Consider the following 16,213-nt stretch of genomic DNA (forward strand, 5'->3'; position numbering starts at 1 on the left):
AGCGCCGGCCCGGCTACTTGGCCTCAAGCGCCGGCCGGGCTGGGTGGCCTCAAGCGCCGGCCGGGCTGGTTCGCCTCAAGCGCCGGCGGGGCTGGGTGGCCTCATGCGCCGGCCCGGCTGCTTGGCCTCAAGTGCCGGTCGGGCTGGTTGATTGGGTGGGGTTGGGCCGCCGGCCGGGCTGGGGTGGCTCGGCCGGCGGGTGGGTCAGGCGTGGGTGCCGCCGTCTATGCGGAGGGATGTGCCGGTGACGAATTTGCCGTCGTCGGAGGCGAGGGCGGCGATCATGCCGGCGATGACGTCGGGGTGGGCCATGCCCTCGCCGATGATCGGCATCAGTTTGCCGAAGAGTTCCCAGTCGGCGTCGTCGGGGACCTGGTTGGGGGTGTCGTCGACGATGCCGCTGGAGATGCTGCCGGGGGCGACGTTGACCGCGCGCAGGCCCTGACGGCTGTATTCGAGGGCGATCGCGTGGGTGAACGCGTCGATCGCGCCCTTGCTGGCCGCGTAGGCCGCCATGTACGGGTGGGCGAAGCTCGCCGACGTGGAACTGAAGTTGATGACGACGCCGTTGCCGGTCTCCAGGAGCGGGGGCAGCGCGGCGCGGGTCATCAGGAACGTGCCCGTCAGGTTGACGGTGATGATCTGGTTCCACTTGTCGAGCGGGAACGTGTGGGTGTGTCCGGCGCGCAGGATCCCCGCCGCGTTCACCAGCACGTCCAGGCCGCCCAGGCGCTCGACCACCTCGGCCACGCCGGCGCCGACCGCGTCCTCGTCGGAGACGTCCAGGACGCCTGTGCTCAGCCGGGCGTCCACGCCCTTCTCCGCCGCCATCGCGCGGGTCTTCTCCAGCCCGTCGGCGTTGACGTCCGCCGCGTGTACCGTGCCCGCCTCGCTCAGCAGCCGCAGCACCGTGGCCTGGCCTATGCCCGAACCGCCACCGGTGACGATGATGCGCCGATCCTGGAACCGCTCCACAGTGTTTCCTCCTTGGACGGGGTGTACGGGTCCCATCACAAGCGGTTCCGACGCGCGGGAGCAAGCCTCCTGAACGGTTGGCCGGGAGTGAAATGAAACATGTTCCAGTTCACTTTCGCGGCCGATCGGATTAATTCGCCCGGATTGCGTGACGAATCGATCGGGAAGGGGTCACACCTCATGTGAGGGGAGCCCCCACCTCTCACGAAGCGGCGAAAGACGAGGTTCCAGCCATGGCAGACTCACCCGTCCGCACACCCGACACGACCACCGTCCGTTCGGAGCGGACCGAGCGATCGACGTCCGGCTCCGGACATCTCACCGAGGTGACCGCGCTGGCCACGGACCGAGGGCGGACCTCGATCGCCGACGGAGTGGTGGCCAAGGTCGCCGGGCTGGCGGCGCGCGAGATCCCGGGCGTGTACGCGCTGGGCACCGGGGTCTCCCGGGCCTTCGCCGCGATGCGCAAGGCGGTGCCGGGCGGTCGTCCGGACGTGGCCCGCGGAGTCAGCGTCGAGGTCGGCGAGAAGCAGTGCGCGGTCGACCTGAGCCTGGTGGTGGAGTACGGCGCACCGATCGCCGAGGTCGCCGCGGCCGTGCGCGACCACGTGATCGAGTCGATCGAGCGGATGACCGGCCTGGAGGTGGTCGAGGTGGACATCTCCGTGGACGACATCCACATCGAGCAGGACGACGAGGACACGTCCACGCGCAACCTGGAGTGAAACCCGGCCGGGCGTTGGAATGAGCCCCGGCCCCGGTGGGCCCGGGTGGGCTTCCGGGCCGGCGGCGCCGAGGATGCGCACGAAGGGCGGGACCGGATCACCCCGGGCCCGCCCTTTTGTGTACACGGTGCGCAACTGTGTGAGTGCGCGGCAGGGTCGCGCGGTCCGAGGCGATGCCGTCCGGGGCCGTGCCCCTCGCGGCTCGCCGCCCGCGGCCCGCTGCCCGGCGCAGCCGTCAGCGTCGGCGGCCGCGCAGGCTCAGGCCGACCGCGCCCAGCACGATCGCGACGATCGAGGCCGCGAACACCGACCAGGCCATCGTGGTCAGCGAATCGGTGAACACGTCGTAGACGGCCTCGATGCCGTCCCGGTTCAGGGTGTTGCGGGTGGCCAGGTCGTCGGCGACCGGCCCCTTCGCGGCGGAGACCAGGAGCAGCAGCAGGCCGCTGGTGAGGAACAGGCCGACGCCGGTCATGATCAGCGCGCGGAACCGGTTCACCGCGACCGCCAGGCCGACCAGCAGCAGCACCACGGTCAGAATCGGCAGCCACCTGCCCGCGTCGTCGACGGCCTGGAACGCGTCCCGGCCCTGCTTGGCCTCGGAGGCGTGCGGCAGTTGGGCCAGGTCGATCGGGATGCTGGTGGGCAGGGCCGCCTTCGACACCGGGATGCCCGCCTGGTTCAGCCGGGGCACGATCGCGTCGAGCGGGCTCTTGAGGTTGACCACCACCCGGTCGCCGTCCGTCGTGACGTTCTTGCTGTCCCGGCCGAGGATGGACGACATCACCACGTCGTGCGCGGTGGCGATGCCGTCCTTCCAGACCGCCTTGAACGACGGCTTGCCGATCTCCTCTGCCACCGCGCTCTGCACCACGCCGCGCGGCACCTGGCCGCGTACGCCCGGCGGGAGTTGCTTGATCACCTCGTCCGTCATCAGCCGGGCGACCTCGCTGCGGATCGCCGGCTCGTCGATCAGCGCGACCGCGTTGTCGGTGAACCCCTGCTCGGAGACCACCTCCCAGCGCAGCCACAGCGCGGACAGCGCCGGGATCGTCAGCAGCACCGCCAGCACCAGGCTGATCCCGGCGACGGTGCCGCGCAGCGCGCCGTAAGCGGGACGCGAGGGCGGCCGAGGCGGAGGGTTGTGGGAGCCGCCGCCCGGACCGCCCGGCTGGTACGGACCGCCCGGGTCGTAGGCGGGTGGTGGGGCGGGCGTGGACGCATAGGGCGGGGGCGGGGGCGGGTAGCCGCCACCCTGGCCCGGATACGAGCCCGGGGACGAGTGCATCGCGCTTCCTCCGTCGTTGTAGTCGAACCGCCGTGGTCGAACCGCCGTGGAATCGGCCCGGCACCCGAGAATCTCACCCGTACACCGCTGCCACTGCCCCGCGTGCGGTGTTGTACCTGTTCGGTGACACCCTCCCGGGTCGGTACCGGTGATCCGCACGTCGGCCCGGGCCGGTACGGGCGATCCACACACCCGGGCATAGCCTGCGGGGATGGACACTGTGGACAACGCGCCGCAAGCCGGCCGCCGGCGACCCCGGGTAGGCCATATCCAGTACCTCAATTGCCTGCCCATCTACTGGGGCCTGGCCCGCACGGGCTCGTTGGTGGATCTGGACCTGACCAAGGACACTCCGGACAACCTCAACGACGCCCTGGTGCGCGGCGACCTCGACATCGCGCCGATCAGCGTGGTCGAGTACCTGCGCCACGCGGACGACCTGGTGGTGCTCCCGGACATCGCGGTGGCCGCCGACGGACCGGTGATGTCGGTGATGCTGGTCAGCCAGGTGCCGATCGACCGACTCGACGGCGCGCGGGTCGCGCTCGGTTCGCAAAGTCGCACCGGGGTTCGACTGGCCCGGTTGCTGCTGGAGGAGAAGTACGGCGTGCGGCCCGAGTTCTTCACCTCGGCGCCGGACCTGGGCCTGATGATGCAGGAGGCGGACGCCGCGGTGGTGATCGGCGACGTCGCACTGCGCGCGACGCTGTACGACGCGCCGCGGCTGGGCCTGCTGGTCTACGACCTCGCCTACGAGTGGAAGCAGTGGACCGGGCTGCCGTTCGTGTTCGCGGTGTGGGCCGCGCGTCGCGACTTCCTGGAGGCGTATCCGGCCGAGGTGCACGCCGTGCACCAGGCCTTCCTGGAGTCGCGCGACCTGTGCATGCAGGAGGTGGACAAGGTCTGCGAGCACGTGGCCCGGTGGGAGGCGTTCGACGCGGCCACGCTGGAGCGCTACTACACCGAGGCGTTGGACTACTCGCTCGGCGAGCGACACCTCCGGGGGATGGCCGAGTTCGCCCGGCGCACCGCGCACGACACCGGGTATCCGGCCGACGTGCGGGTGCGGCTGCTCGACGCCCCGCGGGTTTCGTGAGCACGCCGGATAGGCTCGTTCACGAGCATTCGTGCCGCGCCCACCCGCTCGGCGCTCGTCCGCTCGACGCGCACTCGTCGTACGCGCACCCGTTCCACTCGTATTCGTTCCATGCGGAGGCTTCCCCGTGATCAGCGATCTCCAGCCGGTCCTGGACCGGGCCGCCGGCGGTGGGCGGATCACGCCCGACGAGGCACTCGCCCTGTACGTACACGCCCCGCTGCATGCGCTCGGCCGGGCCGCCGACGCCGCGCGGCGCATGCGCTACGCGGACACCGTCGACATCGCGACGTACATCATCGAGCGCAACATCAACTACACGAACGTGTGCGTCACCGCGTGCAAGTTCTGCGCGTTCTACGCTCCGCCCAAGAGTGAGAAGGGCTGGGTCCGGGAGATCGACGACATCCTGCGCCGGTGCGCGGAGACGGTCGAACTCGGCGGTACGCAGATCATGTTCCAGGGCGGGCACCACCCCGACTTCGGCGTCGAGTACTACGAGCGCTCGTTCGCCGCGATCAAGGCCGAGTTCCCGCAGCTGGTCATCCACTCGCTCGGGGCCTCCGAGGTCGCGCACATGGCCAAGGTCTCCGGAGTGGGCATCGAGGAGGCCATCACGCGCATCCACGCGGCCGGCCTGGACTCGTTCGCGGGCGCCGGCGCGGAGCTGCTCCCGGAGCGCCCGCGCAAGGCGATCGCGCCGCTCAAGGAGTCCGGCGAACGCTGGCTGGAGATCATGGAGACCGCGCACGGGCTGGGCGTGGAGTCCACCTCGACGATGCTGATGGGCACCGGCGAGACCAACGCCGAGCGGATCGAGCACCTGCGGATGATCCGCGACGTGCAGGATCGCACGGGTGGTTTCCGGGCCTTCATCCCGTACACCTACCAGCCGGAGAACAACCACCTGAAGGGGCAGACGCAGGCCACCCTGCTCGAATACCTGCGCCTGATCGCGGTGGCCCGCCTGTTCCTGCACAACGTCGCGCACATCCAGGGCTCGTGGCTGACCACGGGCAAGGAGGCCGGTCAGCTCACCCTGCACTACGGCGCGGACGACCTGGGCTCGGTCATGCTGGAGGAGAACGTGGTCTCCTCCGCGGGCGCCAAGCACCGCTCCAACCGGATGGAGCTGCTGCACCTGATCCGCGCCGCCGGCCGGATCCCGGCCCAGCGCGACACCACGTACAACCACCTGATCGTGCACGACGACCCGGCGAACGACCCGGTCGACGACAAGGTGATCTCGCACTTCTCCTCCACGGCCCTCGCCGGCGGCACCGCCCGCACCGAACTCAAGGTCGTCGACGCCCGCTGAAACCGGCTTGGGATGATGGGCGCATGTCTTCGACGCTGCATGTTGCGCCCGTTGTCCTGTCGATGGTCGATGCGGAGCCCATTCGCGACGGCGCCGTGCTCGTGGAGGACGGGCGGATCGTCGCGGTGGGCCCGCGGGACGAGTTGGGCTCGGCGGGCGCCCGTGAGCGGGTGTGGCGCGGGGTGCTGATGCCGGGGCTGGTGAATGCGCACGCGCATCTGCAGTACACCGACTTCGGGGATCTCGCGCTGTCCGGGCTGGCCTTCCCGGAGTGGATTCGCACGTTGATCGAGCGGCGGGCCGACTTCTCCGAGGTGATGTGGCAGGAGAGCGCGCGCCGCGGGGTGCACCACATGTTGCGGTCGGGGACCACGGCGGTGGCGGACGTGGTCACCGACCCGTGCGTGCTCGTGCCGGTGGGCCGGTCGGGGCTGCGCGGGATCAGCTACGTCGAGGTGATCGCGGACGACGCGATGTGGGCCGGCGGGCGGCGGGCGGCCTTCCTGGACACGCTGGACGGGGCGAGCGGCGGGCGGGTGTTGGGCGTGTCGCCGCACACCCCGTTCACGGTCGGCACGGCGGTGTTCAAGGAGTGCGTCGCGATCGCGCGCGAGCGCGGGCTGCGGCTGCACCCGCACCTGGCGGAGACCGCGCACGAGGCCGAGTTCATCCGGCACGGCACCGGTCGGTTCGCCGAACTGAACCGGGCCTCCGGGATGGCCCTGGAACTGCTCGACGGCGGCAGCGGCGGCGGCCCGGCGGCCTACCTGGCCGGGTTCGACGGGCTGGGCCCCGACGTGCACGTCGCGCACGGCGTGCACCTGGCCGCCGACGATCGCGCGCTGCTGCGCGAGCAGGGCACGGCGGTCGCGCTGTGCGTGCGCTCCAACTCGATCCTGGCGGCGGGGGAGCCGCCGGTCGCCGACTACCTGGCCGAGGGCGCGCCGCTCGCGCTGGGCACCGACTCGCTCGCCTCCTCGCCGTCCCTGGACATGTGGGAAGAGGCGGCGGCGGCCCGGGAACTGGCGATCCGTCAGGGCTACCGCTCGGACGACCTGGACCGGCGCCTGGTCGAGGCGGTCACGGTCGGCGGCGCGGCGGCGATGGGCGGCCTCGACGGCGCCGGCACGCTGCGCCCGGGCGGCCTGGCCGACCTCGCGGTGTTCGACGTGCCGACGCAGGGCGACCCGTACGCGGCGCTGCTCGCCCACGGCACCGGGTCGTGCGTGGCCACGGTGCTCGGCGGGCGGCTCGTGCATCGGCGCTGACGGCGGGTCGAGGGGCGGCGGGGCGAGGGGCGGCGGGTCCGCGGGGCGTGTGCCGACGGGGCGCACGATCGTTTTTGCACGACCACGCATAGCCGGGCGAACCCCGGGCAGGCGCCTGGTCGGAACGACACGGTCGCAGAACTCACCTTTCCGACCCGGGCCCTGCCTGCTCGGGATGATTGAGGAGGCACACCATGTCCGTCGGTACCCGAATTCGCTCCATCGTCCATGCCGTGACGCCGCGTCGTCGGCGAGGCCGTCGCACCGGCGGCGGCGGTGGTGGTGTGGGCATCGGTGCCCGCATCGGCCGCGTCGGCGGCGGTGTCGGAGCCAACAAGCGTGGCGTCGGCGGTGGCGTCGGCCGTCGATGATCGCACCGCGCCGACACGGCGCACACCGGGCGGGTCGCATGCGGTACGCGACCCGCCCGGTGCGTTGCGTGCCCCCAGGGCCCGGCGGCGGGTCCGGGCGCGAGATGATGGCCGGGTGACCCGAGCCTCCCTGGACAAGCAACCGCGTGAAGTCGCGTCGATGTTCGACGCGGTCGCGGCGCGCTACGACCTGACCAACACCGTGCTGTCGATGGGCCAGGACCGGTCCTGGCGCAAGGCCGTCGCGCGCGCCGTGGACGCCCGCCCGGGAGAGCGTGTGCTCGACCTCGCGGCCGGCACCGGCACCTCCTCGCTGCCCTTCCGGGACGCGGGCGCGGAGGTGGTGCCGTGCGACTTCTCCGTGGGCATGCTGCGCGAGGGCAAGCGCAAGCACCCGGAGTTGCCCTTCACCGCGGGCGACGCGACCAGGCTTCCGTTCAAGGACGCCACGTTCGACGCGGTGACCGTCTCGTTCGGCCTGCGCAACGTCAGCGACACCGAGGGCGCGCTGCGCGAGATGTTGCGGGTGACCCGGCCGGGCGGGCGACTGGTGGTCTGCGAGTTCAGCCGGCCCACCTGGCGCCCGTTCGAGACGGTGTACGTGGAGTATCTGATGCGCGCGCTGCCGGCGGTGGCCACCGCGGTCAGCAGCAACCCCGATGCGTACGTCTACCTGGCCGAGTCGATCCGCGCGTGGCCCGATCAGGCGGGTCTGGCGGCGCTGGTCGGCAAGGCGGGCTGGGCGCACCCGGCCTGGCGCAACCTCACCGGCGGGGTCGTCGCGCTGCATCGGGGTTTCCGACCGTGCGAGTGAGCCACGGGTCGTTCCGTGCCGGGCGAGTGGCCACGGGCCGTCCGCCCACCCGCTCCTCATAGACTTGTCCGGCCGGAACCGTCCCGGTTTCGGTACTGCCGCAGAGACTTCCAGGGGAGTCGTCCGTGACCGACCAAGCGCCCGTCACAACCACCAAGCGCGCCGACTCGACGCATGAGGCCGACGTCATCGTGGTCGGGGCCGGTCCGGCCGGATCGACCACGGCGTATCACCTGGCCAAGTCCGGCGTCAGCGTGATCCTGCTGGAGAAGACCGAGTTCCCCCGGGAGAAGGTCTGCGGCGACGGGCTCACCCCGCGCGCCACCAAGCAGCTGATCGCGATGGGCGTGGACACCTCGGTCGAGGCCGGTTGGCTGCCGAACAAGGGTCTGCGGATCCTCGGCGGCGGCATGCGCCTGGAACTGGACTGGCCCGACCTGGCCAGCTACCCCGCGCACGGCCTGGTCCGCAAGCGGGCCGACTTCGACGAGATCCTGGCCCGCCAGGCGGCCTCCGCCGGCGCCAAGCTGTACGAACGTGCCAACGTCACCGGTCCGATCCTGGACGACCGCACCGGCCGGATCGTCGGCGTCAACGTGCGGATGAACGGCGCCAAGGAGGAGACCGTCTTCCGCGCGCCGATCGTGGTCGCCGCCGACGGCAACTCGACCCGGCTCTCGCTCGCGATGGGCCTGCACCGCCGCGAGGACCGCCCGATGGGCGTCGCGGTGCGCACCTACTTCAAGTCCCCGCGCAGCGACGACGACTACCTGGAGTCGTGGCTGGAGCTGTGGGACCGGCGCGACGGCCAGGAGAAGCTGCTGCCCGGCTACGGCTGGGTGTTCGGCATGGGCGACGGCACCTCGAACGTGGGCCTGGGCCTGCTGAACACCTCCTCCGCGTTCAAGGACATCGACTACCGCGACCTGCTCAAGGGCTGGGTCGCGGGGATGCCCGAGGAGTGGGGCTACACCGACGAGAACCAGGAGGGCCCGATCCGGGGCGCCGCGCTCCCGATGGGCTTCAACCGCCAACCGCACTACACCAAGGGCCTGTTGCTGGTCGGCGACGCGGGCGGGATGGTCAACCCGTTCAACGGCGAGGGCATCGCCTACGCGATGGAGTCCGGCGAGATCGCAGCCCAGGTGATCACCCAGGCGGTGGCCCGACTCACGCCCGAGGGCCGCGAGCGCGCGTTGCACGACTACCCGCGCATCCTCAAGCAGACCTACGGCGGTTACTACACGCTCGGTCGGGTGTTCGTGAAGCTGATCGGCGACCCGCGGGTGATGAACTTCGCCACCAAGCACGGCCTGCCGCATCCGATGCTGATGAAGTTCGTGCTCAAGATGCTGGCCAACCTGACCGACCCGCGCGGCGGCGACGCGATGGACCGGATCATCAACGGCATGGTGCGGATCGCGCCCGCGGCGTGACGCGGGTGCGGGCGTGCGGGTGCGGGCGTGCCGCCCGGGCCCGCACGACGCGTGCGTAGTAGGGGCTGGCGGGACGCGCACCTGGTGTCGGTGTGGTGCGCACGCGGTGGTGGTGTGCTTGGCTCGACGGGCGCACCATCACACCACGACTCCCTACGACTTCGGAGGACCGCTCCCATGCAAGACGCCCGTGACATGCGCGACTTCATCGCCGGACTGCCCAAGTGCGAGCTGCATCTGCACATCGAGGGCACGCTGGAGCCCGAGCTGAAGTTCGTGCTGGCCGAGCGCAACGGGATCGAACTGCCGTACTCCTCGGTCGAGGAGATGCGTGCCTCGTATCGGTTCGACAGCCTCGCGTCCTTCCTGACGGTCTACTACGAGGGCATGCGGGTCCTGGTGCACGAGCCGGACTTCTACGACCTGGCCATGGCGTACCTGCGCAAGGCCGCCGCGCAGAACGTGCGGTACGTGGAGATGTTCTTCGACCCGCAGGCGCACACCGGACGCGGCGTGCCGTTCGACGTGGTCGTCCGCGGGCTCACCCGGGCGATCGGGGACGCGCGCCGCGAACTGGGCATCCGGGCCCAGTTGATCATGTGCTTCCTGCGCGACTTCCAGGCCGAGTACGCGATGGCCACGTTGGTGCAGTCGCTGGCGTACCGGGAGTGGATCGTGGGCATCGGGCTCGACTCCGACGAGCGCGGCAACCCGCCGGCCAAGTTCGCCGCGGTGTACGCGCGGGCCCGGGCCGAGGGCTTCCGGCTCACCATGCACTGCGACGTCGACCAGGAGAACAGCGTCGAGCACATCCGCCAGGCGATCGAGGACATCGGTGTGGACCGGATCGACCACGGCTCCAACGCCCTGGAGGACCCGAAGCTGGTCGCGGCGATCAAGGAACGCGGGCTCGGTCTGACGGTGTGTCCGGTCTCCAACTCCTTCGTGGTGGACGGGATCAAGGAGCAGGAGATCCGGCGGATGCTGGACGAGGGCATTCTGGTCACGATCAACTCGGACGACCCGGCGTACATGGACGCCTACGTGCAGGAGAACCTCGAACGCACCCAGGCCGTCCTGGGCCTGAGCCCGGCCGAGGTGGCCCGCTTCGAGTACAACGCGTTCGCGATCGCGTGGCTGCCGGAGGACCTGCGGGACGGGTATGTGGCGGAACTGGACGCGTACCTGGCCGGGTCCGCGAGCCGAGTCGCCACATGAGTCGAACCCCCGTTATTTTCACGGGAGTTCGATTATCCGGTGGCGCCTGGGAAAGCGGTGCGACCCAGGTGGTCGGATCCTCGACGTTCTTGAAGTCGAGGCTCTCCACCATGCCTTTGAGTGCCGGGTAGGGCACCAGGGTGGTGCTCTCGACCAGGATCCGCAGGTCGTGTCCACCCACGTCGACCATCATCAGCGCGCCCCCCGGGGGGCGGTGAATATCCGACGGCGGGCCCGGTGAAGTACCAGGTGTCGTGACCCCCGAGCACGGTCGGCGGACCGGTTCGGCGCGCCCGGGCCAGGCGACGGCAGTTGGGCGCGGTTCCGCGCGCCGGAGACGATCACCCAACGACCGGACGCGTCGGGCCATGCGATCACCAAAGCCGGCACGTCCCGCGCGGGCGGCGGGGTCACCAGGTCGCAGGACGCGGGATCGGCGGATGCGAGGGCCCCGGAAGGTCCCGGAACAACATCAGGCGCACTACTACGCATTGCGTGGTACCGTGCAACGCACAAGAGCAGGAGGGGTCATGGATCCGAGTCAGTTGCTCAAGGGAGTGCTGGACCTCGCGGTGCTTGCCGTGCTGCGCGAGGAGGACGGCTACGGCTACGACGTACTGCGCAGGTTGCGCAAGGCCGGCCTCGACGACGTCGGCGACGCGTCGGTCTACGGCACGTTGCGGCGGCTGTACAACGCCGGGCTCCTCACGTCCTACGTGGTGGCCAGCGACGAAGGCCCGAACCGCAAGTACTACGCCTTGAACGAGCCCGGCCGAGAGCGGTTCCGGGAGTCCACCGACACGTGGAACTCGTTCGCCCGGACGATGTCGGAACTGGTGGGGGAGACCCGATGAAGGACACCGCACTGCACCCCGTCGCGGAGGACTACCGCGTCGAGGTCGCCCGCATTCTGGCCGACCTGCCGGCCGCCGAGGCGGAGGAGATCCTGGACGACGTCGAGGTGAACCTGAGTGAGGTGGTCGCCGAACTCGACGGCGCGGTCACCTCCGAGTCGCTGCGCGCACGTCTGGGCACCCCGCACGAGTACGCGGCCGAACTGCGCGCGGCGGCCGGCTATCCGCCGCTGACGCCGACCGGGCCGGGCCGCCTCTCCGGCTTCGGCAAGGTCGAACTCCTCTGCCTGGGACTGCTCGTCGTGCTCGGCGCGGCGTTCGTGACCGGGATCGCCATCGGTTCCGAGAAGGAGGAGGCGAACCGGTGGTGGATCTTTCCGTGTCTGCTGGGCCTGGCTGTGGAAGCGCTGAACGCACTGTGGTTGCGCGGCCGTGATCCGGGGCTGCCCGAGGTCGCCGCGCTGTCGGTCACCCGACGCGCGAGGGCTCTCGGGGAGTCCTTGCGCACCGGCCGATGGGCGGAGCCGGTGCGCTTCCTGATGGGTCTGCAAAGTGCCTGGTGGGTGGCGCGGGCGCTGATCGTGGCCGTGCTCGCATGGGTCGTGGCCGGCGGCGTGTGGTGGCCGGTGGTCGCCGGCTTCCTGGCGCTGGTCGGGTCGTTGTGGCTGGGCCCGCGCGCGGCGCGCGATCGGCGACTGGTGTGGGTGGTGGTGCCGATCAACGCGTTCCTGATCGGGGCCGGGATCGGGATGCTCGCCGCGGGGCAACTGAAGCCGGACGACAGCTCGATGGAGTCCGTGAGCTACGGCCCGCCGCCGTACACGCCGAATTACCACACCATGGAGGGCCGCCAACTGGATGCCGGCACCCTGCTGGGCACGCTGGACGGGGAACGACTGCAGAACATCTATCCCTTCGACGCGCAGGGTCGTCCGCTCAAGGACGTACTGCTCTTCGACCAGAACGGCAAGCAACTCGGGCTCGCCCCCAACGACTACGACTATCGGTGTGGGCCCGCGGGACCGAACCTGGTGCGCAACCGCGACAGCCTGCCGTTCCCGCAGCCGCGAGTGGTCGTGGAACCGGGCGCGGCCGGATGCCGCGTCGAGGAGGGCACGGCGCCCTTCACGATCGCGATCCCGGTGCGACCGGGGGCACAGCCCTCGGCGAACCCGGTGCCGGGCGGGGCGCCGCAGCCTGGTGGGGCGCCGCAGCAGGGTGGGGCGCCGCAGCCTGGTGGGCAACTGCCGCAGGGGGCGCCGTCGCCTGGTGCGCCGGGGGCGTCGGGTGCGCCGAACCCGGTGAGTCCTCCGGCGGGTCCGGTGAATCCGAACACCCCGCCGGTGCCGCCGAACTCGGGTCCGCCTGCATCGCCGGCGAACCCGAAGTCCGGGGAGTCGGGCAACGCACCTGCACAGGGCGGGAGTTGAGGGTCGAGACGGGCGGCCGGCCCGCCTCGCTCCCGGCGCGGGGCCGCCTGGCGCGGGGGCCTGGCTCGGGTGCCGGCGCGCGGGTCCCGGGTCGGGACCCGAGTCGGGCTCCCAGTCGGGCCCGGCTCAGGTTGTGACGTGGCTTCGGGTGCCGGGGCCGACTTGGTCCCGACGCGGGCTCCGGCCCGGGGCCTGACGTGGACCCGAGGCGGGTCTGACGCGGGTTCGAGGCGGGCCGTGACGCGGGCGTTGGCCCGGGCTCCGAGTCGGGTCCGGGATCGGCAGGCGTCGGGCGCTCGGGCTCGGGCGGTTGGGTGCGGTGCCGGTCGGTGATGTGCGGGCCGGGCGTCCGGGTCGGCCGGCTGTTTGTCCGGGTGGATCGTACGTCCGGGCGGACCGTACGTCCGGGCCGGGCGGTGTGCTTGGTCTCGGTTTGCGTGCGGTGGATCGGTACCGGGCGGGCGGGGGGCGGGTGGATGGCGAGTGGGTGGCAGGACGACGGCAGGACGACGGCAAGGGCGTTCATCGAGCGTCGAGTGGGCGTTGAACGCACCGTGGGACAAAGGCCGGACGACTTCAGCCCCGGCCGCCGCTCGGTAGCTCGTGACGCATCAGTAAGGTCTCTTATCCATGCTGACGTTTCGTGTTCTGGGAGCGCTCGAGGCGTGGGACGGTGACCGACCGGCCGACCTGCGCGGCCCGCGCCATCGGGCCGTTCTCGCACGGCTCGTCCTGGCGCGGGGGCACGTCGTACCGGTCGACCGGTTGATCGAGGACCTGTGGCACGGCGAGTCGCCGCACCGCGCGCTCGGCTCGGTACAGACCTTCGTGTCGCACCTGCGCCGGGCGCTCGAACCCGACCGTGCGCCGCGCACGCCATCGACGGTGCTGGTGACCGCGCCGCCGGGCTATGCCTTCCGGGTCGGCACGGACGAGGTCGACGCGTGGCGCTTCGAGGCGTTGGTACACCGGGCCGGTGGCCTGCTGGCGGCCGGCGCCGCCGCGGAGGCGCTGCGCGAGTTGACCGCGGCGCTGGACCTGTGGCGCGGGCCGGCATACGCGCAGTTCGCCGACGAACCGTGGGCGCGGCCGGAGGCGGCCCGACTGGAGGAGTTGCGCCTGGTCGCGGTCGAACGCCGGGCCGAGGCCGGCCTCGCGATCGGGCAGGCGTCCGGGATCGTGCCGGGTCTGGAGGCGCACGCGGCCGCACACCCGCTGCGCGAGGAGAGTTGGCGGCTGCTCGCGCTGGCGATGTACCGATGTGCGCGCCAGGGCGACGCGTTGGCGGTGCTGCGCCGGGTACGCACCGCGCTGCGGGAGGAGTTGGGGGTCGAGCCGGGGGCGCGATTGCAGCGCCTGGAGGCGGACATCCTGGCGCACGCCGTGGAGTTGGACGCGCCGGTGGCGGTGCCGAGCGCGGCCGGGGTCACGGCGGGGGCCACGGCGGAGGCCGCGGTGGGGGTCGCGGTACCGCCGCTTCGGGAGGCGCCGGGGGCGGCGCGGATCCACCCCTCGACTTCGTCCGACCCCGTTGGCGGGCAGGTTTCCGCGGATGGGTCCGACCGGGCCTACGACCGGGTTGCCGTGGATGGGTCCGACCCGGCCTTCGGCCGGGTCCACGGCCAGGTTTCCGAGCATGTTTCCGGTACTGCGACGGGAGGCGGATTCGTGGCGCGCACGACCACCTTGATCGGCCGGGCCGAGGAGACCGCGACGCTGTTGGCCGCGGCGAAGCGCGCCGACGGGCGGCTCGCGGTCGCCTTGGTCAGCGGCGATCCGGGCGAGGGTAAGACCGCGTTGACGGAGCACGTACGGGAGTTGCTGGCCGCCGAGGGTTGGCGGGCCGCGTGGGGACGCTGCCCCGAGTCCGGCGGCGCGCCGGCCGGGTGGCCGTGGACCCAGATGTTGCGCACGCTCGCGGCGGTGAGCCCGCCGGACGAGGAGACCGCCCGGGTGCTGGCCCCGCTGCTCGCCGACTCGTTCGTCCCGGTGGGCGATCAGGCGGCGGCGAAGCTGAGGCTGCATCAGGCGGTGGTGGGCTACCTGGCCCGAGCCGGCGCCGAGACACCGTGGCTGCTGGTCCTGGACGACGTGCACCGCGCGGACGAGGAGACGTTGGCGCTGCTGTGCCACCTGGCCACCGACCGGGACGCGGCCGGGCGGGTGCTGCTCGTGGTCACGTACCGGCACAACGAGGTCGGCGACCTGCTCGCCGACGCACTCGCCCGGCTGGCGCGCTGCGGCCCGGAACGCATCGAACTCACCGGCCTGGCCCCGGAGGCGGTCGCCGACCTGGTGCGCGGCGCGGTCTCGGCGCCGATCGACGCGGACACCGTGCGGGCGATCGTGGACCGCACGGCGGGCAACCCGTTCTACGTCCTGGAGACGGCGCGGGTGCTCGCGGCGGAGGGGGCACACGCGGCGGTGTCCGAGGTCCCGGTCGGGGTGCGGGACGTGATCCGGCGGCATGTCGCGGGATTGCCGAAGGCCGCCCAGGAGGTGCTCAAGCAGGCGTGCGTACTGGGTCGGGACATCGACGTCGACGTACTGCTGGCGCAGGGCGGCACGGACGAGGACACGGTGCTCGACGCGGTCGAGTCGGCGCTGCTGACCGGCCTGCTCGTCGAGCCGGAGGCGGGCCAACTGCGGTTCACCCACGCGCTGGTCCGGGACACGCTGTACGAGGACCTGTCCCAGCTGCGCCGAGCCCGGATGCACGCCCGCACGGCCGAGGCGATCGAGGCCGTGCGGCCGCGGGACGTGGCGGCGCTGGCCCACCACTACCTGGCATCGGCATCGCGCGCCACGGCGGCGAAGGCCACCCACTTCGCGCGTCTTGCCGCACTCGACGCGGAAATGCACTTCGCGTACCGCGAGGCGGCCGAGCTGTGGCGCGGCGCCCTCGTGGCCTTCGACCGCTCGGGCGTCGCGGACGAGGCGGCCCGCAAGGAGATGGAGGCGGGAGTGGAACGCTCCCTCGCCCAGTCGGGCGACCACGGGTACGAGGCGGGCGCGTAGCGCTGGTGGGTGGCTGCGCGCTGGGTGGCGTGCGCGGGCGGGTGTGCTGCCGGCCCGGGTGAGGGTGGCGCGTCGGTGGGTGCGGTGCGGTTGGGCGGTCGCCTGGGTGGGTGTGGCGCGCCGGTGGTGTGGTGCTCGGGCGGGTGTGGTGCGTCGGTCGGCGTGTGGCGACGCTTGCCCGGCGGGTGTGTGGCGCCGGTGGTGCGTGGTTCGGATGGGCGTGTGGCGCGGTTGGACGATTCCCGGGTGGGTGTGGCGCGCGAGTGGTGTGCAGCTCGGGTGGGCGGTTGCCCGGGCGGGCGTGGCGCGCCGTGTGGTGCTCGGGTGGGGCGTTGGCGCGGGATGTGTGGTTCGTCGGTAGGTGTGTGGCGCGGGTAGGCGGTTGCGCGGTCGCCCGGGTGG

Annotated in this window: 12 protein-coding genes; 10 read left to right on the plus strand and 2 right to left on the minus strand. The window is 71.8% G+C overall.

Features of this window, described 5'->3' with window-relative positions; all coding sequences use genetic code 11:
• Nucleotides 1-204: 204 nt before the first annotated feature.
• On the minus strand, nt 205-975 hold the full coding sequence (locus ACIBM5_RS27520; RefSeq protein ID WP_391585479.1) for an SDR family NAD(P)-dependent oxidoreductase: 771 nt from the start codon (nt 973-975) through the stop codon (nt 205-207).
• A 233-nt stretch (nt 976-1,208) separates the two neighbouring features.
• Here ACIBM5_RS27520 and ACIBM5_RS27525 point away from each other — a divergent pair, with 233 nt between their 5' ends.
• The gene (locus ACIBM5_RS27525; protein WP_396009277.1) at nt 1,209-1,700 is read left to right on the plus strand and encodes an Asp23/Gls24 family envelope stress response protein; all 492 of its coding nucleotides are present in this window, start codon (nt 1,209-1,211) and stop codon (nt 1,698-1,700) included.
• A gap of 235 nt (nt 1,701-1,935) precedes the next feature.
• On the opposite strand, the gene ACIBM5_RS27530 is transcribed toward ACIBM5_RS27525, so the two are convergent.
• A complete protein-coding gene (locus tag ACIBM5_RS27530; protein ID WP_396009278.1) occupies nt 1,936-2,988 on the minus strand; it encodes a hypothetical protein in 1,053 nt (350 codons plus the stop codon).
• A gap of 211 nt (nt 2,989-3,199) precedes the next feature.
• Between ACIBM5_RS27530 and ACIBM5_RS27535 the strand changes: the two genes are divergently transcribed.
• The 9 genes from ACIBM5_RS27535 (at nt 3,200) to ACIBM5_RS27575 (ending at nt 15,811) form a co-directional block, all read left to right on the plus strand.
• On the plus strand, nt 3,200-4,084 hold the full coding sequence (locus tag ACIBM5_RS27535) for a menaquinone biosynthetic enzyme MqnA/MqnD family protein (protein WP_396009279.1): 885 nt from the start codon (nt 3,200-3,202) through the stop codon (nt 4,082-4,084).
• A gap of 127 nt (nt 4,085-4,211) precedes the next feature.
• Nucleotides 4,212-5,402, plus strand: coding sequence for a cyclic dehypoxanthinyl futalosine synthase (gene mqnC / locus ACIBM5_RS27540; protein ID WP_396009281.1), 1,191 nt, complete (start codon nt 4,212-4,214; stop codon nt 5,400-5,402).
• Between the two features lie 23 nt (nt 5,403-5,425).
• On the plus strand, nt 5,426-6,670 hold the full coding sequence (locus tag ACIBM5_RS27545; RefSeq protein WP_396009282.1) for an amidohydrolase family protein: 1,245 nt from the start codon (nt 5,426-5,428) through the stop codon (nt 6,668-6,670).
• Between the two features lie 486 nt (nt 6,671-7,156).
• A complete protein-coding gene (locus ACIBM5_RS27550) occupies nt 7,157-7,855 on the plus strand; it encodes a demethylmenaquinone methyltransferase (protein ID WP_396009283.1) in 699 nt (232 codons plus the stop codon).
• Between the two features lie 95 nt (nt 7,856-7,950).
• Nucleotides 7,951-9,291 (plus strand): geranylgeranyl reductase family protein, encoded by a 1,341-nt coding sequence (locus ACIBM5_RS27555; protein ID WP_391585539.1) that lies wholly within the window; start codon nt 7,951-7,953, stop codon nt 9,289-9,291.
• Between the two features lie 177 nt (nt 9,292-9,468).
• On the plus strand, nt 9,469-10,509 hold the full coding sequence (gene add / locus ACIBM5_RS27560) for an adenosine deaminase (RefSeq protein WP_396009284.1): 1,041 nt from the start codon (nt 9,469-9,471) through the stop codon (nt 10,507-10,509).
• Nucleotides 10,510-11,039: 530 nt separating this feature from the next.
• The gene (locus ACIBM5_RS27565) at nt 11,040-11,363 is read left to right on the plus strand and encodes a PadR family transcriptional regulator (RefSeq protein ID WP_020549346.1); all 324 of its coding nucleotides are present in this window, start codon (nt 11,040-11,042) and stop codon (nt 11,361-11,363) included.
• A complete protein-coding gene (locus ACIBM5_RS27570) occupies nt 11,360-12,793 on the plus strand; it encodes an HAAS signaling domain-containing protein (RefSeq protein ID WP_396009285.1) in 1,434 nt (477 codons plus the stop codon). Before ACIBM5_RS27565 ends, ACIBM5_RS27570 begins: the two co-directional genes overlap by 4 nt.
• Nucleotides 12,794-13,423: 630 nt before the next feature.
• Entirely contained in the window at nt 13,424-15,811 is a 2,388-nt protein-coding gene (locus tag ACIBM5_RS27575) for a BTAD domain-containing putative transcriptional regulator (protein ID WP_396009286.1), read from the plus strand.
• The last annotated feature ends 402 nt before the right edge of the window (nt 15,812-16,213 follow it).

This window comes from Embleya sp. NPDC050493, from assembly GCF_044458105.1.
Classification (GTDB): Bacteria; Actinomycetota; Actinomycetes; order Streptomycetales; family Streptomycetaceae; genus Embleya.

What these genes read in the sequence shown, in the direction of transcription:
- ACIBM5_RS27525 (WP_396009277.1), top strand. Translation starts at nt 1,209, where the DNA reads ATGGCAGACTCACCCGTCCGCACACCCGACACGACCACCGTCCGTTCG.
- ACIBM5_RS27530 (WP_396009278.1), bottom strand. Translation starts at nt 2,988, where the DNA reads ATGCACTCGTCCCCGGGCTCGTATCCGGGCCAGGGTGGCGGCTACCCG.
- ACIBM5_RS27535 (WP_396009279.1), top strand. Translation starts at nt 3,200, where the DNA reads ATGGACACTGTGGACAACGCGCCGCAAGCCGGCCGCCGGCGACCCCGG.
- ACIBM5_RS27545 (WP_396009282.1), top strand. Translation starts at nt 5,426, where the DNA reads ATGTCTTCGACGCTGCATGTTGCGCCCGTTGTCCTGTCGATGGTCGAT.
- add (WP_396009284.1), top strand. Translation starts at nt 9,469, where the DNA reads ATGCAAGACGCCCGTGACATGCGCGACTTCATCGCCGGACTGCCCAAG.
- ACIBM5_RS27565 (WP_020549346.1), top strand. Translation starts at nt 11,040, where the DNA reads ATGGATCCGAGTCAGTTGCTCAAGGGAGTGCTGGACCTCGCGGTGCTT.
- ACIBM5_RS27570 (WP_396009285.1), top strand. Translation starts at nt 11,360, where the DNA reads ATGAAGGACACCGCACTGCACCCCGTCGCGGAGGACTACCGCGTCGAG.
- ACIBM5_RS27575 (WP_396009286.1), top strand. Translation starts at nt 13,424, where the DNA reads ATGCTGACGTTTCGTGTTCTGGGAGCGCTCGAGGCGTGGGACGGTGAC.